We start from the raw sequence: 25,274 nt of genomic DNA, 5'->3' as shown, positions 1-25,274 counted from the left end.
AACATCAAACAAATACTCTCATTTATTGGTTATAATTATTTATTATTTTTATCTTTATTAATGTTATTAATATTTATATCATCAATTTTATCGACTTTGTGTTTTACCCCATAACCTTTATTTACTGTCAAAACAAAAGCACCGAATACAACAAAAATAATGATTCCACCTATAACATATACAGCTGTCATTGACATAAAATTACCTCCAAGTTTATTTAAACGCTCCAGATAATTAATCATTTATAATGTATTAGGCATATCCCCAAACCATACAGAGTAAGGTACCGAATACGGTAACTAGTGCGATTGATAATGCGTAAAAGATATTTGTATAAATAGCTCCTTTTTCTCTTGTTTCACCTGCATGCATAAACACTACTAATTGAAGACCTGCTTGTATAAATGCTGTTACTAGCAATATTGTCATTCCAACTGCAAAGGACAAGTTAAAGAAGTATACTACAAGTGCAATGCCAGTTAGAATCATTGAAAAAGCAAAGCCTTTAACTTGTTTAAGAGGAAATAATTCTTTCATATTACATCAATCCTTTCAGATAAACAAAGCTAAAAATGAAGATCCATACTACGTCTAAGAAATGCCAATAAAGCGAAAAGATAAATGCTTTATTAGCAATTTCTGGAGTGATTCCTCTTTTTCGAATTTGTAATATGATAAACAATCCCCAAAAAAATCCAAGTGTTACATGGGCTCCATGTGTACCTAAAGTTGTTAATAAAATTGCAGTAAATGCACTTGTTTGTAATCCTGCACCTATATGCACATAATGAACGAACTCTGAAATCTCAAAACTTAAAAATACTAAACCAAGAATCAGAGTAATCGCCATAAATGAGATTACTGCTGTTTTTCGACCAATACGCATCGCATGAATAGCTAGTCCTATAACAAAGCTACTAGATAAAAGAACCAATGTTTCGATTAATACCGGTGTAATCTCGAAAATTTCTGCACCAGTAGGTCCATGCCCTGTACGATTGACTAATGTAAAATAAGATGCAAAAAGAGTTCCGAAAAGCATGATTTCTGCACCTAAAAAGATCCAAAAACCTAATATGTTTATTTGATTTTGCTCAGTACTATATTCTAATGGAAGTGATTTTATTAGTTTCATCGTTTAGGCACCTCTATATTCATTTTCGTTTTCTTTAATTGTTTCTACAGGAATATAGTGGCCCTTATCAATTTCAAAAGATCGATACCCCATTAAAACAAATATTCCTATTGCAGAAACAATAACTGGAATCCACAATGAAAAGATAAATGAAAATCCAAAAACAAATATGATGCAGCTCATAATAAAAGGTACGCCACTATTATTTGGCATATGAATTTTATCATAGTTCCCTTTAAAGATCGGTATTCCTAATTTCTTCGCATCCCAAAACGCTTCAATTGAATGTACTTCAGGGGTAATGGCAAAGTTATAAGAAGGAACAGGACTATGAGTAGCCCATTCTAAAGTACGAGCATCCCATGGGTCTGAGCTAATATTTCTTGATGCATAACGAATACTGTAATAAATGTTATACACTAGTAAGATAAACCCTATTGCCAAACCGATTGCTCCGATAAAAGATAATAAATTCAATGGACCAAATCCTGTAGACTCTGAATAAGTATACATACGACGAGCTTGCCCATTTAATCCTGTAAAGAACATTGGGAAAAATGTTACGTTAAAGCTAATAGCGATAAACCAGAATGCCCATTTTCCAATTCGTTCATTTAACATAAAACCAAACATTTTAGGCCACCAGTAGGTAAGTCCAGCAATCATGGCAAAAACGACACCGGGAATGATCGTGTAATGGAAGTGTGCTACTAAAAACATCGTATTATGGTATTGGTAATCTGCAGCAGACATCCCTAGCATTACGCCAGTAACACCACCAATCGTGAAGATCGGAATGAAACCTACTGAATATAACATTGGAACAGTAAAAACGATTTTACCTCTCCAAAGGGTAAACAGCCAATTAAAGATTTTAATTCCAGTTGGAATGGCAATTGCCATTGTTGTAATCGAAAATATACTATTCGTTAATGCACCTTGACCCATTGTAAAGAAGTGATGAGTCCAAACTAAGAATGATAGAAACGAGATAATTATCATGGAATAGACCATTGATTTGTATCCGTACAAATTTCGACGTGCAAATGTGGAGATGATTTCACTATAGACACCAAAAGCGGGTAAAACTAGGATGTATACTTCTGGGTGTCCCCATATCCAAAAAAGATTTGCCCAAAGCATGTCCATGCCACCATTTGTCGTTGTAAAGAAATTTGTACCGAATAGTCTGTCCATCGTACCCATCAAAAGAGCCACTGTTAAAACAGGAAATGCAAATATTACAATCACATTTGTCGTTAGAGCAGACCAAGTGAAAATTGGCATTTTAAAGAGTGTAATACCGGGTGCTCTCATTTTTAAAATCGTTGTGACAAAATTAATTCCAGATAGTAAAGTACCAAGTCCAGCAATTTGCAGTGCAATCATATAATAGTTTGTACCAACGGATTTACTCAGTTCATTTCCAGCTAGTGGGAAATATGATGTCCATCCTGCATCCGGAGAGCCACCAATTACAAATGAGATGTTTAATAACATCGCCCCCATAAAAAACAACCAAAAGCTTAGTGCATTTAATCGTGGGAATGCTACATCACGTGCACCAATTTGAAGCGGTACAACAAAGTTCATAAGAGCATAGATAAATGGCATAGCCATAAAAATAATCATGACAAGGCCATGAGTCGTAAATATTTCATTATAATGCTGTGCATCTAATAGCGTATTTTCGGGAACGGCCGTCTGAGCCCGCATCAAAATGGCATCGACACCACCACGGAAAAGCATTAGCAGGGCAGATAGTAGGTACATAATCCCAATTCGTTTATGATCAACAGTTGTTAACCATTCTCTCCATAAATAACCCCATTTTTTGAAATAGGTTAAACCAGCTACAATAGCAATTACTGTTACCCCAATAGCGATCATCGATGCATAAATAGCAGGGTTTGGATGTGGAATCGCAAATCGATCGAAAAATTCCATAATATATGAACTCCTTTAACTACATTTAAATTTGAAAATGACCGAAAGATTAATGACTAGAGTGTTTTGAATGCATATCCATTTCAGAGTCCATTTCATTTTCACTAGAGTGATGTTTATGACCTCCTTCATTTGGTGGTAAGTACTCCAAATGAGTTCCAGTAAACGTTAATTCTCCAAGGTGACCTGGTTTTAACAACTGTGTGAACTTTTCTTTCGTTAGAGGTGAAGCGGTTTTCTTAACATCTTTGACCCATTCATTAAATTTGTTTTCAGGTACCGCTTCGACATTAAACGTATTTTCTGCAAATCCTTTACCACTGAAATTTGCATTACGTCCCATATATTCACCTGGAACATCAGCAGCTAAGTATAAAGTATTGACCATGTCTGACATCGCGTATTTTTGTCCCCCCAATTGTGGAATCCAAAAACTTGTGATTGGTCCGTCTGAATATAATTTAAATTCCAATGGTCTATTTGTAGGAATATATAAATAGTTTACGGTCTCAATATCTTCTTCAGGATAGCTGAAATGCCATTTCCAATTAGATGATGTAGCGTAAATTATTAATGGTTTCTTATTTGCATATCCAGTCGGGGCAGACTCGACCTTATTGTTGCTTTGAACCGAAACGATTGAAAGAAAAATAATGATTAATACTGGAATCCCGACACAAATTAATTCAACCAATACACTACCTTTAATCTTAGGAGGTTCATAATCACTACTTTGCTTAGATGAACGATATTTAAATAGCATAAAACCTAAAATAAGGAAAACGACTAAGACTATAAAAGACATAATCCAAATAGATAACATAATATCTTTAGCTTGAGTCTGAGCTTGTGGTCCTTTAGGATCCAACACCTTTAGTGGTTCGCACCCTGATAACAAAAAGAGAATAGAAATTAAAAAAGTTTGTAAGGTCCATTTAATCTTCATAAACAAAATCCTTTTCAATTTTTATTTTCATAACGTATTTATTGAGTAAATTTGATTCACAATTGGTTAAAATATAGAGCCATAAATTTTGAAAGTCAACGAAATCAGAAATTCTGTCAATAAATGTTCACAATAAAAAAAAAGTTAATTTACTAGTATTTGAAGTGATTTTTGTTTTCAAAATCACTTATCATCAGTTGATAATTCTGGCTTTCTGCAGAACGTTTAAGTAACAATTTTTGATGGGAATTTTGTTTTTTTGTGAAGTGGATGGTAAAACTATTGGGTAATTGGATGAGTAGGAAAGAAGAGAATTAATCTATAATAGATGAATTATTTTATTATTAATAATTCGTTTAAATAGATAACATAATAGTTTAAAAATAAGAATTAAATATAACTTTAATGCGAGGAATATTGTCAATGGAATGGAAACCCGATCGTGAAGCGAAAAAAGCTATCTATAAACAACTTGCCGAGTACATAGAAGAAGGAATCGTTAACGGTACTTTTCCACTAGATAAACCGCTTCCTTCCGAAAGGCATTTAGCAAAAGAATTTAACATTAATCGAAGCACAGTAGTTGCTGCTTATGATGAATTGGAATCAAATGGGCTAATTGAAAGAAATAGAGGAAGCGGAACCACAATAAGTAAAGATATTTGGGGGATAACTAAAAAGCGAATACCAAGTTGGAACAGGTATGTTGAAGCTGGCTCTTTTCTACCAAACTTACCTGTTACTCAAAGAATTCGTCAAAAGACCGCTGAAGATAAGCTAATTAATTTAGCGAGTGGAGAGTTGTCGGAAGATCTTTTTCCGATAAAATCATTACGAGAAATTACTTCAACTAGATCATTTATTGGAAGTCTTGGATATGATCATCCACAAGGTTACAAAATATTAAGAGAAACGATCGCAAAGCATGTTAAACAATATCGAAAAATTGAAACGGATTTTTCATCAATTTTAATCACATCTGGTGCTCAACAAGCTTTATATTTAGTTGTTCAATGTTTGCTAAACCCTGGAGATTCAGTAGCTATTGAAGACCCTTCATATGCATACAATCTACCAATTTTTAAATCAGCAGGAATCAAGACCTATTTATTAACAGTAGATAATAATGGAGTAAACCCGACCGATATTATCGAATTACATAAAAAACATAGAATTAGAATGGTATTCTTAAATCCGACCTATCAAAACCCAACAGGAACCAATCTTAGCCATGAACGTCGTAAGGCCGTATTAGATATTTCTTCAGAACTTGGAATTCCAGTTATTGAAGACGATCCGTATAGTTTGACGTCTTATAATGGAGAAACGATCTCTACATTAAAATCATTAGATGAAAATGGAAATGTATTATATATAAGTTCATTGTCAAAGATTGTAGCTTCTGGATTAAGAATTGGTTGGATTATTGGTCCAAAACCTGTAATTGAGAGATTATCTGATGCTAAACAACAAATTGATTTTGGTCACTCTGGATTTACACAGTGGATTGCAAATGATTTTTTAGAAGCAGAAGATTTTCATTTGCATATTAAAAATTTAGTGAAGCAACTAGAAAAAAGAAGAAATCAAATTGTTAAAAGTCTTCAATTTTATTTAATGGATCAGGTAGAATTTACTCAGCCACAAGGAGGTATCCATATTTGGTGCAAATTAAAAAGAGATGTTAATGAAGTACAATTACTAGAAGAATCAATTAAAAGAGGGGTAATATTTGCACCGGGTTCAACAATGGGGTCTAAAAAAGGGTATGTTCGTTTTACCTTTGCAAGAGAAGACGAAGAGTCAATAGATGAAGGGATAAAAAGATTTTCTAAAGCACTAAAATCGATATGAACTAGTAATCATGTACTAATCATGATACCTTTTTCATTCATTTTTTAAGTGGATGGGGTAAAAAGTACTACAATGGATGGTTTAATTTTTTACAGATTTTTTATAATGAATAGGTGGAAACAATCCACGAATTCATAACGGTACAAGATATATTATTGAGTGAATTGATTCACAATTATCTTTCACTTTCTAACATACTAAAAAAATGAAGTCGATATAAAGTTTCAAAAATTTAGCAGATTCAATGGAATCAGCATAGAGTTTAACACAAAATAATTTATAAGGTGGAGTAAAACATGGAATATGCAAATATTATTGATCACACATTATTATCGCCAGAGACTGATGATGTAGCTATTATCAAGTTATGTAATGAAGCGATGGAATTCGGATTTGCTTCAGTAGTAGTAAATCCTACTTGGGTAAAATTAGCCTCAAAACTAGTAAGACAATCTGATGTTAACGTATGTACTGTTATCGGATTTCCATTAGGTGCTAATACAATCGAAACCAAAATATTTGAAACTAAAAATGCTATTGAAAATGGTGCTATAGAAGTAGATATGGTCATAAATATTGGTGCTTTGAAAAGTGAAAATTATGATCTAGTCGAAAAAGATATTAACGCTGTAGTGGAAGCTGCAAGTGGAAAAGCTTTAGTCAAAGTTATTATAGAAGCGTGTCTTTTAACAGATAAAGAAATACAATTAGCATGTGAATTATCTGTAAAAGCAGGGGCTGACTATGTAAAAACATCTACGGGCTTTTCTTTACATGGAGCAACACTTAAAGATGTTGCCCTAATGAGAGAAACGGTTGGAGAATCGGTTGGAGTTAAAGCGTCTGGTGGTGTTCGCAGCATTGATGATATAAAAGCTATGGTGGAAGCAGGGGCAACAAGAATTGGTACTAGCTCAGCTGTTCAAATTTTTTCTGAAAATCCAAACTATAATTCCATTAAATATTAAAGAATACTTTTATAAAATTATTTAATGTAACTAACCATGTATCGATGGCCGAATATAAATTGTATATGTTATTTAGCTGTTGAATAATAATATTGGTCTTTTAGAATAACAGGATGAAACAGAAACAGGAGTATTAAAAAATTCCCGAGGAATCATCTAATAAAGTATTTTTCAGAAGTGAGTAACTATAATTATGAGAAAAAATGAATTTGTGAAAGATACTATTAGAAGTATATTAAAAATGGCTATTTCAGAAGATAATAAAAAATCAAGTGATTGTTTAACTGTGAATAGTGCAATTGAGTTGTATTTAGAGAATCAAGATGTAGCCGAAAAAATCAAACTAAATTTTTCTAAAACTGAAAAAATTATATTCGAATTATTAGAATTTGGACAAAATTCAGGTGAAATTTCTAAACATATTGATATAGAAAAATTATCCCAGTTTATTCTTAATTCTTTTGTAGGTTTACGAGTATTAACACAAACAACTAATGATAAAAATAAACTTAAAAACATACTTGTTATGACATTATCTATTTTAGATTAAATATCGTTTAAGCATAAATGAAAAAGTCACAAAATTTTTGTTTTTAATTTCATACACTGTAATTGTAAGTTATCTCAAAAAATGGAAATTTTTTTCGTGTTCTTCATTAGTTATAAAGATTTCTTTAAGGACTGTCAATTTGACAGTCTCTTTTCTTGCTCAAAATAATTATTTGAAGATGCACAGTATCCTATGATTTTTAAATAGATTGGTAAAATGATTCATTATATAAAATGAATTGTTTAACTAATTATACAACAGTGTAGCAAAAAGGGTAATTAGTTATTGGTTTTATAGAAAACAAGGTTGGTGAGTTCCATAGATGAAAATTTTGCTAGTAGAAGATGATAAAATAATCGCCACAGGACTTGAGTATTCGCTTCAGAACGAACAATTTTCGACCATTCTCTGCTATGATGTATCGTCTGCGAAAAAGATACTGCAAGAACAAATGGCTCAGATTGATTTATGTTTATTTGATTTATCACTACCTGATGGAAGTGGTTATGATTTGTGCCGGCTAGTTAAAGCTCAAAAAGATATCCCTGTCATTTTTTTAACAGCGATTGACGATGAGGTGAATGTGGTGATGGGACTTGATATGGGGGCAGATGATTATATTACAAAGCCCTTTCGTATACGTGAACTCATTTCCAGGATTAAGACTGTTCTAAGACGCTATCAAAAACAGTCATTAAAAGTAAATATAGAAATCAAAAACATTTTGATTAATACCCTTGAGGGAAAGGTGTATAAAAACGGAGAAGAAATTCTATTAACAGCAATGGAGTACCGTCTATTCCTTATTTTTGCTAATCATATCGGACAGGTTCTATCTAGAAATCAGCTTTTAGAGCAAATGTGGGATGTAGCTGGGGACTTTGTTAATGATAATACTTTAACGGTGTACATTAAGCGGTTGAGGGAAAAGGTGGAAGATACACCGCAAAATCCAACAATCATTAAAACTATTCGAGGTTTGGGCTATAAGGTTGGTGATTAAACATGCTCCGAAATCGAGAAATTCAAATTCTCCTCTTCACGATGGTTTTTATTAGTTTGACAGTTGCCACCGTAGCCATATTCGTCGCGCCAACTGCACTTGTCCTGACAATTCTAGTATCCACATTATTAATAAGTAGTTGCTTCATTTATACAAAATGGAGATATAGCCAGATTGAAAAGCTATCAGAATACTTGAGGAGAATTAGTGCAGGTAATTTTTCGCTCGATGTCAGGGAAAATCGTGAAGGTGAACTTAGTATTTTAAAAAACGAAATTTATAAAGTAACCATTAAACTATCTGAGCAGAGTGAGCTATTAAAAAAAGATAAAATAAAGCTGACTAATGCAATATCGGATATATCTCATCAGCTTAAAACGCCGCTTACTTCGATGATGATCATGTCTGATTTGTTAAGCGAAGACAGGCTTCCAATGGATAAAAGATCGGAGTTTACTAATAATATTAGACTTCAACTTGAACGAATTGATTGGCTTGTTTCGTCTTTATTAAAGCTTTCAAAAATCGATGCGGGGACGGAACTGTTCAAACAGGAGCCAGTTATTTTAAACAAACTGATCCAAAAAGCTCTTGAGCCTTTACTGATTCCAATTGATATTAAGGATCTAAACGTTTCGATTCATAAAGATGAAAATATCTCTTTTTGGGGTGATTTCAATTGGACAACCGAGGCTTTAATAAATATTTTGAAAAACTGTGTGGAGCATACTCCTAATGGCGGTCAAATTGAAATTTTTCTTTCTGAAAATCCGCTATTTACGGAAATTGTAATTACGGATAATGGGATCGGCATTGCAAACGATGATTTACGTTATATTTTTAAACGCTTTTATAAAGGGAAAAATGCCAGCGAAGGGAGCATCGGTATTGGTCTTGCAATGTCTTATAGTATTATCAAAAACCAAAATGGGACAATCGAGGTCAAAAGTAAGCTGGGTGAAGGAACACAGTTTCGAATTAAGTTTTACAAACAAGTGTTTTAATACTTTATGACTAAATTGTCACTTTACAGTCACTGACAAGTCATTTTAGGCAGATAAACTATCATTATTAACATTAAATGGAGGTTTTTCTATTGGAAATTTTAAAAATTGAACATCTGTCTAAAGTGTACGGCAAAGGGGAAACAACAGTTAACGCACTGGATAATGTTTCGTTTTCTGTGAATAAGGGCGAATTTGTAGCCATTATTGGTCCTTCTGGTTCTGGCAAGTCTACACTTCTTCATATGATTGGCGGAGTGGACCAACCTACAAGCGGAAAAGTAATTGTTGATAACACAAGCATCTATAACTTAAATGAAACGCAATTAGCCATCTTTCGGCGCAGGCAAATTGGCTTAATCTATCAATTTTACAATTTGATTCCTGTTTTAACTGTGGAGGAAAATATTACTCTTCCCCTTTTATTGGATGGGCATAAAGTGAATAAAAAACAATTTGCGGATATTGTCAGAGCACTAAACCTGGAAAACCGATTAAACCATCTGCCGAATCAGCTTTCCGGTGGACAGCAGCAAAGGGTATCCATCGGAAGGGCATTAATTTCAAACCCTGCAATCATGCTTGCAGATGAACCGACTGGTAATTTAGATAGTAAGAATAGTAGTGAAATTATTGATTTATTAAAGCTATTTAATAAAACTTTACAACAGACGTTAATTGTCATCACTCATGATGAAAGAATAGCGCTGCAAGCGGACAGGGTAATTGTCATTGAAGATGGAAGAATTGCCAAGGATGAGGTGATTCGTCCGTGAATATCGTCAATAAGTTGACTATTAGCCATTTGAAGCAAAACAAGCACCGGACACTTGTGACCATAATAGGTGTGATTATTTCCGTTGCAATGGTAACAGCAGTTGCAACTCTATTTGTTTCTTTTCTGGATTTAATGCAAAGAAAAGAAATTGACCAAGGTGGAAAATGGCATGTTCTTTATAACGATGTGAATAAGGAACAACTGAGTGCAATTAAAAATGATAAAGATACAAAAGAGGTTGTAATTTCAAGGGATGTTGGCTATGCCTTTCTAGAGAACAGTAAAAATGATTATAAACCGTATTTATTTATCAAGGATTATAATAAACAGGGTTTTAAGAATTTCCCTATTGAATTGATTAAAGGGCGACTACCAAAATCCGAGAATGAAGTTGTTCTCTCCGAAGAGATTACTAAAAATGGAGGGGTAAACTACAAAATAGGTGACCGTTTAAACCTCGAGGTTGGAGAACGGACATTGAAAAATAACCTCGGACAGTTGTTTACATTTGACAAGAACACTCCGTTACAAGAGGAAAATGGTAAGATTTCCGAAACATTAATCAGTAAAGGGAAGAAAACTTATACGGTGGTAGGTTTTATTAAACGCCCTAAATGGGAACCATCATGGGCTTCTTGGTATACGGTTCTTAGTTTTTTAGATGAAAATAAGATGGGTTCAAATGATCGGGTAAATGCATCGGTTGTTTTAAATAAGGCTAACAATAACCTTTACAATCATGCGAAGAATTTAGCGAAAATAAATAAAATTAAACAGTTTCAATTTAATAGTGCTTTGTTACGCTATTATGGTGTAACCAGTAATGCTGGTCTTAGCAGTACATTTTTTTGGTTATCAGTCATCATTATAGCGGTTATCATAATCGGTTCTGTTTCACTTATTTATAATGCCTTTGCGATATCCGTATCCGAACGTTCTCGTCATTTGGGGATGCTGGTTAGTGTCGGAGCAACAAAGAGGCAGAAGCGGAACTCTGTGTTTTTTGAAGGTGTCATCATCGGTCTCATTAGTATCCCAATCGGCATTCTATGCGGGCTAGGCGGCATTAGAATAACCTTACTGTTTATTAATTCAATCCTAAAAAGTGCATTAGGGCTTGAAGAGCAGTTGGTCTTGATGGTTACACCATTATCCATCATTGTTACCTGTATGGTTTCAATGCTGACCATATTCATTTCAACCTATATTCCGGCAATAAAAGCATCAAAAATTTCAGCCATTGACGCGATCCGCCAGTCAACCGAAGTGAAACTTACAAGCAAAACGGTAAAAACTTCAAAGTTAGTCCGAAAGATTTTCGGATTTGAGGCGGAAATTGGATTGAAGAATTTAAAAAGAAACAAACGCCGCTATCAATCAACTGTATTTTCACTTGTTATTAGTATTGTTTTATTTTTATCTGTAACATTTTTCACTACTAACTTAAAGAAATCACTTTTACTTACGCAGGATCAGGCAAATTATGATTTACAAGTAAGGATTAATGGCCAAAAAAGTGATGATTTAAACGGGCTTCTAAAATCATTTAAGAAGGTTGGTGATGTCACTGATACGACCGAGGAAAGAACTTTATCGTTGCAATCCTGGATTGAAAAAGAAGCAGTCGCAGATGAATTAAAGGAAGATGTTTCTAAAGGTAATTTTAAAAATGGGAAAATGTCTTACTATATAAATGTCTATTCTTTAGACTCGACAAGCTTAAAAAAATATTCAGAAGCAATTGGTGCAGATTATAAACAGCTGATGAACGCGGAGAAATTAAATGGTATTGTGATTGACAGGTACATCAGTAAGAATCCAAAATCACATAAGATTACAGAAATGAAGACTATTTATAAAAAGCCCGGTCAAAGTTTAGAACTAGTCTATACAGATTCTGGTTCAGGCAAAGAAAATGCATTAACCAATGTTACCATTGCGAATTTAACTGATCACTTTCCAACAGGTGTATCGTCAGTAGGGTTAGGAGGCTTAAATTTAATTGTCTCTGAACCTGTAATGAATAAACTTATTTCGCTTTATCCTAATGGTGAAGTCAACTTGTATTATTACCTAAAAAGCAAGGACCCAATGAAAACTCAGCAGGATATTGAGAATATGAAATCCAGTAAAATGCAGGTTAATAATCGATTTCAAACGAGACAACAGCAAGAACAGCTGCTCATGCTGATGACGATTTTTACGTATGGATTTATTACGCTCATTACTCTGATATCCGTTGCCAATATTTTTAATACAATTTCAACATCTGTCTCTCTGCGAAAACGGGAATTTGCCATGCTGAAGTCTGTTGGCATGACACCAAAAGGCTTTAATAAAATGATTCATTACGAAAGCATCTTCTATGGGATTAAGTCCTTGCTTTTTGGTCTTCCTATTAGCATCGTCATCATGTATTTAATTCATCTAGCCATGATGAATACCTTTAGTTATGACTTTACACTGCCATGGATGAATATCTTCTATTGTATTGCTACTGTGTTTATCATTGTAAGTTCGGCAATGCTATACTCTAGTGCAAAGATAAAGAAAGAAAATATTATTGATGCTTTAAAGCAGGAAAGTATATAGGTTTATAGGTAACAGGTGGTCAATAAACTATAAAATATTTGAAATAGCGTTGCTATTTAAGTAAAATCTCAAAGTTCTAATTAAACATAATTGCAGGGTAGTTCAATAAGGGTCGGTAAAGCAACACCTATACCAACCATTTACACCTAAATACTAAGATGTTGATATGGACCAGATGTTTGGTCCATATTTTTATTTTAGAATACAGGGAAATTATTGAATGTAGAGACTGAAATGAATTAAATCGATGGATATCAAGTTCATGATTTTCCTATTATTACTATCTCCTATTGACTGGCAAAGACAATCTGGAGTATGTCTTGAATCATATGGCGAAGCTCGTCCGAACTTTTGGCTACAATTTTATAGCCGCGTAACGCGCCTGTAATCAGTTGTGCTAATCTTACTGGAGAAATACCACTCTTTGTGGCCCCTGGGTGTACTTCCAGTAAGGCGGCAAGCAAGGTCTCAAATTTTCCAAAACACGTGTTGATTGCCTCTTGGGCAAACTGATAAGAGCTCTCCGTTATTTCTTTATGTTCCGGTGAGTTTAGTGAATCGTCGAAATTACGGATCGCCCACACTTCGAAGGCGTATGAAATTTTGTCTTCAGTCGTTTTATGGGACAACAAACCATTCTTAATCTCATCTATAAGCATGATACCGTGGTGAACAATCGCGGCATTAAAAATTTCCTCTTTATTTTTAAAATATAGATAGAGACCGGCGCGCGAAATGCCTGCTGCCTCTGCAATATCGTTCATAGACACCCGTTTGTATCCATACTTGTAGAACATCTCTAGTGCAGTAGAAACAATATGCAGCTTCTTTTTATCGTCCATAATTTTCATTCCTCCTTATTTTTAAAATACAGATAGAGCCCGGCGCGCGAAATGTCTGTAGCCTCTGCAATTTCGTTTATAACCGTACTTGAAGAACAACACTAGTGTCGCCGAAATAATATGTAGATTCTTCATATCGTCTATATCCCCATTTTATACATATTTATACCTAATGTCTATATACACACTATAGACAGGTAGATGTTTTTTTAATATTGTCTAACTTTATTTTAACCAAAAGACGCGACCCAATTGTGGATTTCCTCATTTTTACGATATTATTTCCTGCATTTAGAGACGTTCATTTATTGTGCATATATCAACTTTAGACACTTGACGATAAATGTCTAACTGTATATTATGGACACGTAGACATTTTATGAATATCGTCTAAAATGTGTAAGTGGAAAATTAAAATTAGTAGATGGAGGGAACTAAATATGAAAACAGTCGAATTAGGATCACAGGGACTAAAAGTGACCGTAGAAGGCTTAGGCTGCATGGGCATGAGTACTACCTATGGCCCGAGTAACGACGAGGAGAGTTTAGCTACGCTTCGTCGTGCCATCGAGCTCGGTATCACGTACTTCGACACAGCACAAACTTATGGGCCTTTCCACAACGAGGAACTGCTTGGACGCGCATTCGCAAGCTATCGTGACCAAGTAGTCATTTCAACTAAGGTCGGATTCGGCTTCACGGATGACGGCCAGCTCAAAATCGTTGACGGCAAACCTGTCGTGGATGGTAGACCAGAGCATATCGTCAAGTCAATCGAAGGGTCACTGAGAAGGTTGAAGACGGATTACATCGATCTTGTATATCTTCACCGAATCGATCCTACGGTACCTATCGAAGAAACAATCGTGGCGATGAGTAAATTGGTCATGGGCGGTAAGATAGGCCACATTGGTCTGTCCGAAGCATCAGCTGACACAATCCGACGTGCTCACGCTGTTCACCCTATCACTGCTGTTCAGACTGAGTATTCACTGTTCGAGCGTGGTGTCGAGTTAAACGGCGTATTAGAGACGGTTCTCGAGTTGGGCATTGGCTTTGTTCCTTACTCACCGCTAGGACGCGGGTTCCTGACTGGTCAGCTTAAGGTCGATCAGCTCGATCCTACTGACTTTCGTAACTATGACCCTCGGCTAGGTGGAAAGAATTTAGAGGCCAACTTGCATATCGTCGAGGCGATCAGCTGCATCGCTAAAGAGAAAGGAGTTAAGCCTTCCCAACTGGCATTGGCTTGGACCATGGCACAGGGTGGCGTCCCAATCCCCGGCACTAGACGGATTGTTTATCTCGAAGAAAATGTTGCTGCAACGGAGATTATTCTGTCGAAAGATGAGCTAGCCAAGCTCGACAAAGTAGCCCCTGCCGGAGTCGCATCGGGTGAACGTTATTCAGAAGGCATGATGTCACTGCTCAACAAATGATCGATTAAACTCTTTATCAATAGATTTTCATTATAATATCGCTACAATTAGATATTCGGTGTACGAAGGAGTCTACAAATATCAAGATTTTTTGAAAGGAAGATGAGCTATGAAAACAGCATTTAATGAGATCCCCACTACGGTCACGATCGGTGGTGAGCTTACTGTAAACAGAATCGGATACGGCGCAATGCAATTGACTGGTCCAAAGGTCTGGGGTGAATATCCTGACCACAATAAAGGGATCGTGTTGCTGCGCGAGGTAATTGATCAAGGGGTCAACTTCATTGATACCGCCGACGTATACGGTCCGCATTCAAACGAAGAATTAATCCGCGAAGCTCTTCACCCTTATGGTGAGGATCAGGTGATCGCTACCAAGGGTGGTTTCGTTCGGGGCGGTCCTGAATTCACCGACATGAGCGCTGTGGGTAATCGATCTTACTTACGCCAATGTGCTTATATGAGTATGCGACGTTTAGGTGTCGACCACATCGACCTCTACTATTTGCACACGCCGACGATGACCGACGTGCCTTTCGAGGAGGTTATCGAAACACTAGCAGGCATGCGAAAACATGGTTTAATCCGACATATTGGACTGTCCAATGTTAGTGCAGATCAGCTTCGAATTGCAATGAGTATTACCGAGATCGCCGCTGTAACAGCTCAATACAACATCGGAAACCGACTCGGTGCAGCGTTGCTCAAAGTGGCAGATGAAGCAGGTATAATATACTCACCTTGGCACCCAGCTGCTGTGCCGTCGGGCGAGGAAGGCAAAAAATTCCGAGATGTTCTTGTCCCGATTGCGGAGAAACATCACGTCACAATCCAACAACTCGCTCTAGCATGGCAGTTGCATCGTTCTCCGCGGATGCTGCCGATTCCTGGGACAACAAGTATCGAGCACCTTAAAGAGAATCTTGCAGCTACCAACATTCGTTTGTCGCCGAAGGAAGTAGAAACAATTACTCTATTAGTTCCTGAAGGGGATTGAATTTGAAAGAAATCGGTCCAAGATCAAAATACAGGCGTTGCGGTCGGGACTGTACTTTGGGTTTTCATCGCCTCTTCATCATGAGTTGACATATAACCAGGGGCAAAGTATGTAAAACACTATAGTTTTTTTACTAGATAATAACAAATCCAAAAGTATTTTCAAAATATAAAAATATGCAGCTGGACTAATGCTGCATATTTTAGTATCTACTTATCAAAGAATTAATAACATAAACAAATTACCGATTATTTTATAATTATATTACAATGGCACACAAAACAATCAAGTCACTTAGGTTTCTATCGTTTCATTGAAGGAAAAGGAGAACATAAAAGGTAGTAAGATTGGAAATCAATCAATTAGATAACTGTCCGATTATTTTGTATAAAACTCAAAATATAAGAGCCGATTAGCTCCTATATTAATAGCAAATTTTGGATTTTAACTCATTATTTTTTCCTAATTAAGATAATAAAAATGAAATTGGCAGATTGCTCGAATAAGGCGCTGCCTCTTTGCACTTCCTGTAACAACTAGTGTAGTGAGGGATTCTTTACAATTCTGACTTGAATGATACTTCGTTAATAGGGGAATCTAAGTAATATTTATAGGTTTATAGAATTAACGCTTGTTAAGCAATAAGTCAAGATGAAGTTATTAAAATGAATGTAGTAAAAATAAATGACATTAGTGACTGGAGGAGATATGGTATTTAAGAGTTGAATTAAGAATCTTGTTTAAACTTCAAAATGGAAGGGTTTCGAAATAAATGACTAATACAATGATTAAAGAAAAACATAAAATAAATGATAAGATCGAAGCGCATTCTGATTTTAAAAATTTAATTGTTTATGATACACAGAATTTATCTCTTTGGTATGGTCAAGATAAAGCGTTAAAAGATATCAATTTAAGTATATATGAAAATGAAGTGACAGCAATCATCGGACCAAGTGGTTGTGGTAAATCCACCTATTTAAAAACGTTAAATAGAATGGTTGAATTAGTACCAACCGTTAGAACTGAGGGAAAGATATTTTATCGAGATCAAAATATTTTTGATAAAAATTACCCAGTTGAAGAATTACGAACCCATGTTGGTATGGTATTTCAAAAACCAAACGTCTTTCCTAAATCAATTTGGGAAAATGTAGCTTATGGACCAAAAATTCAAGGTATTAAAGATAAAAAAGAGCTAAATCAAATAGTTGAGAAAAGTTTAAAGGGTGCTGCGATTTGGGAAGAGGTGAAGGATCGTATACATGAAAATGCATTTGGTCTTTCAGGAGGTCAACAGCAACGATTATGTATAGCACGATGTTTAGCAATTGAACCAGACGTTATTTTAATGGATGAGCCAACATCTGCATTAGATCCTATATCTACATTAAAAGTAGAAGAGCTTATTCATCATCTGAAAGAAGAATTCAGTATTATTATCGTTACTCACAATATGCAACAGGCTGCTCGTGTATCTGATCGAACTGCTTTTTTCTTAAGTGGTGAAGTAGTTGAATACTCTGATACAAATAAATTATTTTCTACACCAAAAGATAAACGTACCGAGGATTATATCACTGGGCGTTTCGGTTAATAGAAGAATTTAGAGGTGATCATTGATGAGACATAAATTTGAAGAAGATTTAAGAACCTTACAAGAATTAATCATCGAATTAGCTGAGAAAACAAAAAAGGCTGTAATTAAAAGTATGGATGCATTTCGAGCTGAAGATATTGAAAAAGCTTTAGAAGTAATTGATGAAGATGAGCGCATTAATAAATTAGAAGAAGAGATAAACGAACTAATCGTTGTAATCATTACTAGACAGCAACCTGTAGCCGTAGACTTAAGAAGGAATTTAACAGCAATTAAAATTTCACATGACCTAGAACGGGTTGCCGATTACGCTGTAAATATCGCGAAGTCGACGATAAGGATACGTGATCGACAAGAAAATTTACCATTAGAAAATATTGAAAAAATGCATGAACTAGGAATTGATATGTTATCTAGAGCGGTGGATGCTTATCGCTCAGAGGATTTATATGCGGCTAAAGAAATTGGTGAAATCGATGATCAAGTAGATGATTTATATGGAGAAACTGTTAAATTTTTAATGAATAGTATCGCCGATTCACCTGATCACGTTACAAATTTAATGCAGATGGCATTTATTTGCAGATATCTAGAAAGAATTGCAGACTATGCAACAAATATTGCTGAAAATATTTATTATCTTGTAAAAGGTAAACATTATTTCTTGAATCAATAAAAGTGAACTAATAAAAATTATGAAAACTGAATCTATGATGCGAATGAATCTACATTGCATAGCAGTTTATATTTGGCACAAACTATTTTTGTAAACTTAAATTGCAATAGTATAAAGGTCAACTATTTTTACTTTGGAGGTATTTGATGAAACGTAATATTAAACTGATTTTTGCATTTTTTTTAGTAGCAGTCATTTTAGTAGGATGTAACACTCAAAAAAATACGAATAAAAAGAATCAAACTAGCGGCGGAAAATTAAGCGGTACGATTACAGCGGCTGGTTCAACTGCATTGCAACCTTTAGCCGAGGAAGCTGCTACAGAATTCATGAGTAATAATCCAAGTGTTTCGATTACTATTCAAGGTGGTGGAAGTGGAACTGGGGTGAACCAAGTAACATCAGGAGCAGTTCAAATCGGGAATTCTGATGTACCAGCTGCTGAAAAACTTAGTGATCCAGCTCTTGCCAAGGATTTAGTTGAAACAAAAGTTGCAGGTATCGGGTATTCGATTATTGTTAATAAAGATGTTACTGTTACTTCATTAACGTTAAAACAAATTCAAGATATCTTCTCAGGGGCAGTCACAAATTGGAAAGATGTTGGCGGCAAAGACGAGAAAATAAATGTGATTAATCGTCCAGCTGCTTCTGGAACAAGAGCAGCTTTCGAAAAAACAGTTATGAGTGGTGTAAAAATAAACGATTCAGTGGGTACAGTTCAAGATTCAAATGGAGCTGTAGAACAAGCAATTAACAGTACTCCAGGGACGATTTCTTATTTAGCAAATTCATATCTTGTTGGAGATAAAAAGAATGCTTTAACAATTGTTCAAATTGATGGAAATGATTCTTCAATAGATAATATTACATCTGGAAAATATCCATTTTACTCATATGAATACATGATTACAAAAGGTGATTTAAAGGAACCAGGGAAAAGTTATATAGATTTTGTTAAAGGCGATGATTTTTCGGCGAAAGTCGAAGAAATGGGATATATACCGATGTCTAAAATGGGTAATTTAAAATAATGATCTAACTCTAAAGGGTGTACTATTTCAAATTAAGTTTGATTAGGCACCCTTTATTAGCACTTAAATTATTATTAGGAGTTATTTATGAAAACAAGAAAAAAAAATTACTTTGCAAACGAATACTTAGGAAGAACATTAGTAACATTTTGCGGTATTTTAATGGTACTTACCACGATTTTGATTATTATTTTTATTGTAGGTAAAGGAATACAATCATTTATTCATAGTAATATTTCATTATTTGAAATGTTATTTTCTCCTAATTGGAGCCCAAATGACGCACAAAATCCTAGGTTTGGAGCATTAAAATTTATTACTGGTTCAATCGTGGTATCAATTGGGGCAGTTATTATTGCAGCACCAATTGCAATTGCTTTAGCTATTTTTATGAATTATATTTCACCAATTTTTGGAGATAAAATATTAAAACCTGTTTTAGAAATACTAGTAGGTATCCCTTCAGTTGTCTACGGATTTCTGGGTGTAACAATTCTAGTTCCGATTATTCGTAATTATATTGGTGGAGTTGGTTTTAGTTTAATTGCAGGAATAATAGTTTTGAGTATCATGATTCTTCCAACAATTGCAAGCATAGCATCGGATGCTATTAGAGCAGTTCCAAAAGATTATTTAGAGGCTTCATATGGCTTAGGTTCCACTAGGTGGCAAGCAATTAGCAAAGCTATTGTTCCTGCTGCTATTACTAATGTATTGACTGGTGTAGTACTAGGTTTAGCTAGAGCTTTTGGCGAAGCTTTAGCAGTTCAGATGGTTATTGGTAATACACTTCAATTCCCTAAAAGCATCTTTGATCCCACGGTCACATTAACTGGTATATTAACAATGGATATGGCGAATACGATGAATGGAACCCCATGGAACAATGCATTATGGTCATTGGCAATGATTTTACTATTCATTTCATTTTTCTTTATTTTAATTATTCGATTAATAGGTAAAAGATAGGGGGCGACAAACATAATGAATGCTCGAAGTATTGATAAAATATGGACGATGATTCTCTATACCGTTTCATTATTAGTTGTTTTACTACTTATTTATCTACTATGGGAAATAATTTCAAAAGGATGGGGATTTTGGGACCCAAATTTTTTATTTGGAAGACCAAGCAATATCCAAGCAGGGGGTGGCATTGGTCCTCAATTATTTAATTCATTTTATATTTTAGTATTAACATTGCTTATTTCTATACCTCTAGGGTTAGGATCAGGAATTTATTTGGCAGAATATGCAAAGCCAGGTAAATTTCTAAGTTTTGTCAGACTTTGTATAGAAACTTTAGCTTCTTTACCATCAATTGTAGTTGGATTATTCGGATTACTTGTATTTGTTACAATGACTGGTTGGGGCTATTCATTAATTGGAGGTTCTCTAGCAATTACAATTTTAAATCTACCAAGTCTTACTCGTGTATCAGAAACAGCACTACTAGATGTTCCGAAAAATATTAAAGAAGGTAGTTTTGGTTTAGGGGCCACAAAATGGCAAACAATTGTTAAAATAAGTATTCCTACAGCAATTCCACAACTCATCACTGGGATTATTCTATCAGCAGGCAGAATATTTGGAGAAGCAGCAGCTCTTATCTATACTGCAGGATTAACATCTCCGGTATTAAATTCGGTTGCTCCAATAAATAGTCAAATGAATCCATTTAATATTTTCCGGCCTGCGGAAACATTAGCAGTTCATATTTGGAAACTGAATTCTGAAGGTATTGTTCCAGACGCTCACGAAATTGCTGCAAAGTCGGCTGCAGTGTTAATCGTTATGGTCCTATTATTTAATCTATTAGCTCGATTAATTGCTAATTTTATCCATAGAAAATATTCAGGTAGTAAAAGAAAAGTGAAAGTAAAAGAAATTATGTGATTTTTGTTAAATTATCTTGATGTTGACAACGCTTCATCATGGATTGAGGATTCAAAACCAAAATCAGTCTTAGTTGAATTAATATCAATGCAAGCATAGAATGCATAATTAATCGAATGAGGAGAAAAGATTTCATGAATTTAAAATATGCACCTTTATTTGAGTCATTTATGACGCCGTTTATTTTGAACGGGGTTAGTAACATAACCGATGAGCAATTGGCTCAAAATGCTGCTGAATATGTAAAATACGTAACAAAGAAGTCAGTAACAGTTTAAGAAATTTTGTATAGAAACTAAATATATTTTTAGCAATTTTAATTTTAAAAAACTAGATAGAGAAGAAAAGAGGGATTGAAGTAAGTTATCTTCAGTCCCTTTTTAATGCTATAATCTTTTATAAGGAGGGAATAACAGTGGCTAGACATAAAGAATATGATGAAAAAGAAGTGTTACAAAAAGCGATGGAACTTTTTAGGTATCAAGGATACGAAAAAACTTCATTGCAGGATCTTGTTTCTCATATGGGGATTCATAGAAGAAGTTTATATGATACATTTGGTGTCAAACATTCTTTGTTTATAAAATCATTAGAACTTTATGATAACAAAATGAAAAAAGAAATGAATTTACAAGCTAAGAAATCATTATCTGTGAAGGATACTATTAGAAGTATATTAGAAATGCCTATTTCTAAAGATAATAAAAAATCAGTTGGTTGTTTAACAGTGAATAGTGCAGTTGAATTGTCTTTACATGATGAAAATGTAGCCGAAAAAATTGAACAAATTTTTTCTAAAACAGAAGAAATTATATTTGAACTACTAGAGCGTGGACAAAATTCAGGTGAAATCCCAAAGCACCATGATATAGAAAAATTATCTCAGTTTATTCATAATTCTTTTATAGGATTACGAGTATTAGCAAAAACAACTAATGATAAAAATAAGCTAAAAAATATTGTTGATATAACACTTTCTATATTAGATTAACTATTTAATTTTACTGCGAAAGGAGAGAGTAATAATAGTTAATTATTTAAAGTGGTTAAATTTTGATGACCATTTGAGAACGAATGGTAAAAAATAATTATTTACCGTTCGTTCTCAATATGTTATAAATATATTCGCGAGGTAGAAATAATTGCTTTATTTGTAATCATAGAACATAACTAAGATCATCCATTTTTATTAATATAGGAGGAGGGACAGCTCATTCTAGAACGAACATTCTCAAAAGAGAAACAGATAAAATGTTTGTGCTTATACAAATCTTTGAACACGATAACGTTTAGCACAACTATCTTTATGGCTTTTTGAGAACGAACAGTAAAAAAATGAAAGGAATGTAAACATGAAAAGAATGTTATTAATTATATTATTGATGTCATGTGGTGCAACTTTTGTTACTCCAATGTTTTCATTGTATAGCGAATATTATCAATTAAGTAGTTTGCAAATTACAATTTTATTTGCTATTTATGCTGTTTTTCTATTACCAACTTTACTTATTGTAGGAGCAAAAGGGAACGTTTGGGGATTAAAGAAAGTAATCCGTATTAGTATCCTGTTTTCCATTGTTTCTACTATTTTATTGCTAAGTAATACTGGAGTGTGGATGTTATATGCTGGAAGAATATTAGAAGGAATTGCATACGGTGCCTTTACAGGTACTGCAGTTGCTTTCTTAATGAGACATACTTCTCCAAAAGACACAAGTACAGCACTCAAACTATCAGGAGTTACAGTTCTCGTTGGTTTTGGACTTGGACCATTAATTGCTGCTTTCATGTTGCAATATATCCCAGTTCAACCGTTAAAATTACCTTTTTACATTCTGATTGTTTTCTTAATCATATCAATTTTAACCCTTGAAACTTTGTCAAAAGATATTGTTTCACCTGAGCAAAAGCGTGCTAAAAACAAGATATCACTAGGTGTTCCCAAAAAGATTCGTTCACATTTTTGGGCAATGTCAGCACTTCCTATTTTTACAGTTTTCACGTTACAAGGGATTGCGTTTGCACTAATTCCTACTTTTGTCAAAAATATAATTCATACGTCTAATCACTTTATTGCAGGTTTAATATTTTTCGTACTATTAAGTGGATCAGCAACTGCTCAGTTCATACCTAGACCGAATCATCCAATTACTCGAATTAGATTAGGTATATTGTTTCTACTTGTTGGTACGTGGCTAATTGTCATCTCTGGTCAAACATCAAGTTTAGCATTGCTCTGGATAGGTGTATTCACACAAGCTCTAGGTGGCGGATGGACTTTTCAGAATGCGTTATTTTTTGCAGGTAAATTGCCAGAACCTGAGTCTAGACCTCGTGTAATTTCAGCTTTTTATTTTGTTGCTTATATTGGATTTATTGTTCCTGTTATAGGAGTAGGAGTACTTACAAAATTTTTCAATTTAAACTTAGCACTTGTATTTCTTAATTTGTTTGCAACGATAATTGTTGCCTATATATTTTTGTATTCAGTAAAATTTAAACGTGAGACATATAGTACAGCAGTTCCAAATCAAGGAGCATCAAGATGATATGTAGTAAAGAACTGAAAGGGGCAAATTAAACTTTAATTTTTATTTGAATATTTGAGAATGAATGTTCTTAAATAATTTCTTCAGCTATTAGTTGCGATCAAAGCAACTGCAAATATGGTCTTATAGAAGGAGAATCCCTAATATGATTTTGCTATCAACTTAAAAGTTTCATATAAATAGAAAATTTTTGAGGGATTCTATTAAAAAGTATCAAATTAAGATAGGTTATTGATCGATCACTGTCAAGTTTTGTTATAAAGCAGAGGATCAGATCCGAATAAAAAAAAAGGGAGAAATGATAAAGATGAGTAAAGTATGGTTTATTACAGGAACTTCGACAGGATTCGGTAGAGAATTTGTGCAACAGCTGCTAGATGCAGGAGACAAAGTGGTCGCTACAGCGCGAAATCTTAATGCTATACAGGATTTTAAAGAACTGGCACCGGATCGTGTTCACCTTGCTGCTTTAGACGTGACAAACAAGGAGCAAATCCAATCTGCTGTCCAAGAAGCCGTTAACGTTTTCGGGAAAATTGATATTGTCGTGAATAATGCCGGATATGGACTTTTCGGTATGCTAGAGGAGTACACTGATGAACAAATCCGAAATCAGTTTGACGTCAACGTGTTCGGTGTACTAGATGTTATTCGAGAGACATTACCTGTCTTTAAACGTCAAGGTTCTGGACATTACGTTAATTTTTCATCCTTTTTCGGAAATTGGTCAATGCCTCCATACAGTCTGTACGCTGCATCTAAGTTTGCAGTTGAAGGCTTTTCTGAAGCGTTCGCTCAAGAGTTCGCAAGCTTTGGAATCAAGACGACGATTGTTGAACCTTCCGTGTATGCAACAGAGTTTTTAGGCGGGTCTATGCAACATGCTGAAAAGAAACAAGAATATACTCCTTTGTATGAAGCAATTGAGCAAGGTATGACGAACATCAAGATTGGTGACCCAACAAAAGCGGTGCAATATATCATTTCCGTTATAAAAAGCGATAATGTACCACTGCGACTTCCTGTTGGTTCACATGCTGCATATACAATCCGAGAAGCTTATAACAAGCGTCTTGAAGAGGTCAATACGTGGTTAGACCGTTCGGCTGAAGCGGATTGAATTTGAATTTATAATAGGTTGAAACAGCGTCAGTCTAGGACTTTCTTTTTAAGATCGTTAACTAACGCAGTTTCTTTATAATGAATCAGTCTAAAAACTTTATCTTTATTTCACACCAACCTATGCTTTATCCAATGCCGCGAGTTATGGGGAAAGAAATCTGAGGTTAGGAGTAGATACATGACAAGCCCTCTTGGGGCTTGTCATAAATTTATAATCTTCATTTTTTTGAAAATACCCCGAATTAGCAATGAGCTAATTCAAGTCCTTTTTTAATACACTAAATGACAGTTCAATTCAAAACAAAAAATGAGTGGCTATTCATTCATTTAAATGATAAA

Annotated in this window: 25 protein-coding genes; 18 read left to right on the top strand and 7 right to left on the bottom strand. The window is 34.5% G+C overall.

Annotated features, from left to right (window positions below):
- Nucleotides 1–35: 35 nt before the first annotated feature.
- Genes ytzI through qoxA form a run of 5 tightly spaced genes read right to left on the bottom strand, consistent with a single transcriptional unit; the run spans nucleotide 36 to nucleotide 4,028 of the window.
- Nucleotides 36–197, bottom strand: a complete 162-nt coding sequence (gene ytzI, locus ABEY15_RS17005) for a YtzI protein (protein ID WP_094030738.1) — start codon at nucleotides 195–197, stop codon at nucleotides 36–38.
- A 55-nt stretch (nucleotides 198–252) separates the two neighbouring features.
- Complete coding sequence (gene qoxD, locus ABEY15_RS17000) at nucleotides 253–537, bottom strand: cytochrome aa3 quinol oxidase subunit IV (protein WP_429891326.1); 285 nt, start codon at nucleotides 535–537, stop codon at nucleotides 253–255.
- A 1-nt stretch (nucleotide 538) separates the two neighbouring features.
- Nucleotides 539–1,135, bottom strand: a complete 597-nt coding sequence (gene qoxC, locus ABEY15_RS16995) for a cytochrome aa3 quinol oxidase subunit III (protein WP_429891325.1) — start codon at nucleotides 1,133–1,135, stop codon at nucleotides 539–541.
- A 3-nt stretch (nucleotides 1,136–1,138) separates the two neighbouring features.
- Entirely contained in the window at nucleotides 1,139–3,082 is a 1,944-nt protein-coding gene (qoxB, locus tag ABEY15_RS16990) for a cytochrome aa3 quinol oxidase subunit I (protein ID WP_429891324.1), read from the bottom strand.
- A 49-nt stretch (nucleotides 3,083–3,131) separates the two neighbouring features.
- Nucleotides 3,132–4,028 (bottom strand): cytochrome aa3 quinol oxidase subunit II, encoded by an 897-nt coding sequence (qoxA, locus tag ABEY15_RS16985; protein WP_429891323.1) that lies wholly within the window; start codon nucleotides 4,026–4,028, stop codon nucleotides 3,132–3,134.
- 423 nt (nucleotides 4,029–4,451) lie between these two features.
- On the opposite strand from qoxA, the gene ABEY15_RS16980 reads away from it, so the two are divergent.
- The 7 genes from ABEY15_RS16980 (at nucleotide 4,452) to ABEY15_RS16950 (ending at nucleotide 12,777) form a co-directional block, all read left to right on the top strand.
- A complete protein-coding gene (locus ABEY15_RS16980) occupies nucleotides 4,452–5,882 on the top strand; it encodes a PLP-dependent aminotransferase family protein (RefSeq protein WP_429891322.1) in 1,431 nt (476 codons plus the stop codon).
- Nucleotides 5,883–6,178: 296 nt separating this feature from the next.
- Nucleotides 6,179–6,850, top strand: coding sequence for a deoxyribose-phosphate aldolase (deoC, locus tag ABEY15_RS16975; protein WP_429891321.1), 672 nt, complete (start codon nucleotides 6,179–6,181; stop codon nucleotides 6,848–6,850).
- Nucleotides 6,851–7,043: 193 nt separating this feature from the next.
- The gene (locus ABEY15_RS16970; RefSeq protein ID WP_429891320.1) at nucleotides 7,044–7,400 is read left to right on the top strand and encodes a TetR family transcriptional regulator C-terminal domain-containing protein; all 357 of its coding nucleotides are present in this window, start codon (nucleotides 7,044–7,046) and stop codon (nucleotides 7,398–7,400) included.
- 322 nt (nucleotides 7,401–7,722) lie between these two features.
- Nucleotides 7,723–8,403 carry a response regulator transcription factor gene (locus ABEY15_RS16965; protein WP_429891319.1) on the top strand — a complete coding sequence of 227 codons (681 nt, stop codon included), beginning with the start codon at nucleotides 7,723–7,725 and terminating at the stop codon, nucleotides 8,401–8,403.
- Nucleotides 8,404–8,405: 2 nt separating this feature from the next.
- The gene (locus ABEY15_RS16960) at nucleotides 8,406–9,407 is read left to right on the top strand and encodes a HAMP domain-containing sensor histidine kinase (RefSeq protein ID WP_429891318.1); all 1,002 of its coding nucleotides are present in this window, start codon (nucleotides 8,406–8,408) and stop codon (nucleotides 9,405–9,407) included.
- 92 nt (nucleotides 9,408–9,499) lie between these two features.
- Nucleotides 9,500–10,183, top strand: a complete 684-nt coding sequence (locus tag ABEY15_RS16955) for an ABC transporter ATP-binding protein (protein ID WP_429891317.1) — start codon at nucleotides 9,500–9,502, stop codon at nucleotides 10,181–10,183.
- Nucleotides 10,180–12,777 carry an ABC transporter permease gene (locus tag ABEY15_RS16950; RefSeq protein ID WP_429891316.1) on the top strand — a complete coding sequence of 866 codons (2,598 nt, stop codon included), beginning with the start codon at nucleotides 10,180–10,182 and terminating at the stop codon, nucleotides 12,775–12,777. The genes ABEY15_RS16955 and ABEY15_RS16950 overlap by 4 nt, the downstream gene beginning before the upstream one ends.
- A 287-nt stretch (nucleotides 12,778–13,064) precedes the next feature.
- Here the strand turns inward: ABEY15_RS16950 and ABEY15_RS16945 are convergent, their stop codons facing one another.
- Both ABEY15_RS16945 and ABEY15_RS16940 read right to left on the bottom strand, forming a co-directional pair.
- A complete protein-coding gene (locus tag ABEY15_RS16945) occupies nucleotides 13,065–13,619 on the bottom strand; it encodes a TetR/AcrR family transcriptional regulator (RefSeq protein WP_429891315.1) in 555 nt (184 codons plus the stop codon).
- Nucleotides 13,620–13,624: 5 nt separating this feature from the next.
- Nucleotides 13,625–13,699 carry a TetR family transcriptional regulator gene (locus ABEY15_RS16940; protein ID WP_429891470.1) on the bottom strand — a complete coding sequence of 25 codons (75 nt, stop codon included), beginning with the start codon at nucleotides 13,697–13,699 and terminating at the stop codon, nucleotides 13,625–13,627.
- Between the two features lie 360 nt (nucleotides 13,700–14,059).
- Here ABEY15_RS16940 and ABEY15_RS16935 point away from each other — a divergent pair, with 360 nt between their 5' ends.
- From ABEY15_RS16935 to ABEY15_RS16885, 11 genes are all read left to right on the top strand, one after another.
- Complete coding sequence (locus ABEY15_RS16935) at nucleotides 14,060–15,058, top strand: aldo/keto reductase (protein WP_429891314.1); 999 nt, start codon at nucleotides 14,060–14,062, stop codon at nucleotides 15,056–15,058.
- Nucleotides 15,059–15,167: 109 nt separating this feature from the next.
- A complete protein-coding gene (locus ABEY15_RS16930; protein WP_429891313.1) occupies nucleotides 15,168–16,058 on the top strand; it encodes an aldo/keto reductase in 891 nt (296 codons plus the stop codon).
- A 772-nt stretch (nucleotides 16,059–16,830) separates the two neighbouring features.
- A complete protein-coding gene (gene pstB, locus ABEY15_RS16925; RefSeq protein ID WP_429891312.1) occupies nucleotides 16,831–17,655 on the top strand; it encodes a phosphate ABC transporter ATP-binding protein PstB in 825 nt (274 codons plus the stop codon).
- A 22-nt stretch (nucleotides 17,656–17,677) separates the two neighbouring features.
- The gene (gene phoU / locus ABEY15_RS16920) at nucleotides 17,678–18,334 is read left to right on the top strand and encodes a phosphate signaling complex protein PhoU (RefSeq protein ID WP_429891311.1); all 657 of its coding nucleotides are present in this window, start codon (nucleotides 17,678–17,680) and stop codon (nucleotides 18,332–18,334) included.
- 146 nt (nucleotides 18,335–18,480) lie between these two features.
- A complete protein-coding gene (locus ABEY15_RS16915) occupies nucleotides 18,481–19,368 on the top strand; it encodes a phosphate ABC transporter substrate-binding protein PstS family protein (RefSeq protein ID WP_429891310.1) in 888 nt (295 codons plus the stop codon).
- A gap of 87 nt (nucleotides 19,369–19,455) precedes the next feature.
- Complete coding sequence (gene pstC / locus ABEY15_RS16910) at nucleotides 19,456–20,337, top strand: phosphate ABC transporter permease subunit PstC (protein ID WP_429891309.1); 882 nt, start codon at nucleotides 19,456–19,458, stop codon at nucleotides 20,335–20,337.
- Between the two features lie 15 nt (nucleotides 20,338–20,352).
- Nucleotides 20,353–21,264 (top strand): phosphate ABC transporter permease PstA, encoded by a 912-nt coding sequence (gene pstA, locus ABEY15_RS16905; protein WP_429891308.1) that lies wholly within the window; start codon nucleotides 20,353–20,355, stop codon nucleotides 21,262–21,264.
- A 134-nt stretch (nucleotides 21,265–21,398) separates the two neighbouring features.
- Nucleotides 21,399–21,542, top strand: a complete 144-nt coding sequence (locus ABEY15_RS16900) for a hypothetical protein (protein ID WP_429891307.1) — start codon at nucleotides 21,399–21,401, stop codon at nucleotides 21,540–21,542.
- Nucleotides 21,543–21,679: 137 nt separating this feature from the next.
- A complete protein-coding gene (locus ABEY15_RS16895) occupies nucleotides 21,680–22,255 on the top strand; it encodes a TetR/AcrR family transcriptional regulator (RefSeq protein ID WP_429891306.1) in 576 nt (191 codons plus the stop codon).
- A 361-nt stretch (nucleotides 22,256–22,616) separates the two neighbouring features.
- Nucleotides 22,617–23,813 (top strand): MFS transporter, encoded by a 1,197-nt coding sequence (locus ABEY15_RS16890; RefSeq protein ID WP_429891305.1) that lies wholly within the window; start codon nucleotides 22,617–22,619, stop codon nucleotides 23,811–23,813.
- A gap of 307 nt (nucleotides 23,814–24,120) precedes the next feature.
- Nucleotides 24,121–24,933 carry an SDR family NAD(P)-dependent oxidoreductase gene (locus tag ABEY15_RS16885; protein WP_429891304.1) on the top strand — a complete coding sequence of 271 codons (813 nt, stop codon included), beginning with the start codon at nucleotides 24,121–24,123 and terminating at the stop codon, nucleotides 24,931–24,933.
- Nucleotides 24,934–25,274: the final 341 nt, after the last annotated feature.

This window comes from Gottfriedia acidiceleris, assembly GCF_050457485.1.
GTDB lineage: Bacteria > Bacillota > Bacilli > Bacillales > Bacillaceae_G > Gottfriedia > Gottfriedia acidiceleris_D.
The sequence above is the reverse complement of the archived record's forward strand: the minus strand, read 5'-3'. Positions and strand labels throughout refer to the sequence as shown.

Excerpts from the sequence above, each read along its gene's own strand:
- pstC (WP_429891309.1), top strand. The coding sequence starts at position 19,456 with ATGAAAACAAGAAAAAAAAATTACTTTGCAAACGAATACTTAGGAAGA.
- ABEY15_RS16945 (WP_429891315.1), bottom strand. The coding sequence starts at position 13,619 with ATGGACGATAAAAAGAAGCTGCATATTGTTTCTACTGCACTAGAGATG.
- ABEY15_RS16935 (WP_429891314.1), top strand. The coding sequence starts at position 14,060 with ATGAAAACAGTCGAATTAGGATCACAGGGACTAAAAGTGACCGTAGAA.
- ABEY15_RS16930 (WP_429891313.1), top strand. The coding sequence starts at position 15,168 with ATGAAAACAGCATTTAATGAGATCCCCACTACGGTCACGATCGGTGGT.
- ABEY15_RS16965 (WP_429891319.1), top strand. The coding sequence starts at position 7,723 with ATGAAAATTTTGCTAGTAGAAGATGATAAAATAATCGCCACAGGACTT.
- ABEY15_RS16915 (WP_429891310.1), top strand. The coding sequence starts at position 18,481 with ATGAAACGTAATATTAAACTGATTTTTGCATTTTTTTTAGTAGCAGTC.
- pstB (WP_429891312.1), top strand. The coding sequence starts at position 16,831 with ATGACTAATACAATGATTAAAGAAAAACATAAAATAAATGATAAGATC.
- qoxC (WP_429891325.1), bottom strand. The coding sequence starts at position 1,135 with ATGAAACTAATAAAATCACTTCCATTAGAATATAGTACTGAGCAAAAT.
- ABEY15_RS16900 (WP_429891307.1), top strand. The coding sequence starts at position 21,399 with ATGAATTTAAAATATGCACCTTTATTTGAGTCATTTATGACGCCGTTT.
- ABEY15_RS16885 (WP_429891304.1), top strand. The coding sequence starts at position 24,121 with ATGAGTAAAGTATGGTTTATTACAGGAACTTCGACAGGATTCGGTAGA.
- ABEY15_RS16960 (WP_429891318.1), top strand. The coding sequence starts at position 8,406 with ATGCTCCGAAATCGAGAAATTCAAATTCTCCTCTTCACGATGGTTTTT.
- deoC (WP_429891321.1), top strand. The coding sequence starts at position 6,179 with ATGGAATATGCAAATATTATTGATCACACATTATTATCGCCAGAGACT.
- pstA (WP_429891308.1), top strand. The coding sequence starts at position 20,353 with ATGAATGCTCGAAGTATTGATAAAATATGGACGATGATTCTCTATACC.
- ABEY15_RS16980 (WP_429891322.1), top strand. The coding sequence starts at position 4,452 with ATGGAATGGAAACCCGATCGTGAAGCGAAAAAAGCTATCTATAAACAA.
- qoxB (WP_429891324.1), bottom strand. The coding sequence starts at position 3,082 with ATGGAATTTTTCGATCGATTTGCGATTCCACATCCAAACCCTGCTATT.
- ytzI (WP_094030738.1), bottom strand. The coding sequence starts at position 197 with ATGTCAATGACAGCTGTATATGTTATAGGTGGAATCATTATTTTTGTT.
- qoxA (WP_429891323.1), bottom strand. The coding sequence starts at position 4,028 with ATGAAGATTAAATGGACCTTACAAACTTTTTTAATTTCTATTCTCTTT.
- ABEY15_RS16890 (WP_429891305.1), top strand. The coding sequence starts at position 22,617 with ATGAAAAGAATGTTATTAATTATATTATTGATGTCATGTGGTGCAACT.
- qoxD (WP_429891326.1), bottom strand. The coding sequence starts at position 537 with ATGAAAGAATTATTTCCTCTTAAACAAGTTAAAGGCTTTGCTTTTTCA.
- ABEY15_RS16970 (WP_429891320.1), top strand. The coding sequence starts at position 7,044 with ATGAGAAAAAATGAATTTGTGAAAGATACTATTAGAAGTATATTAAAA.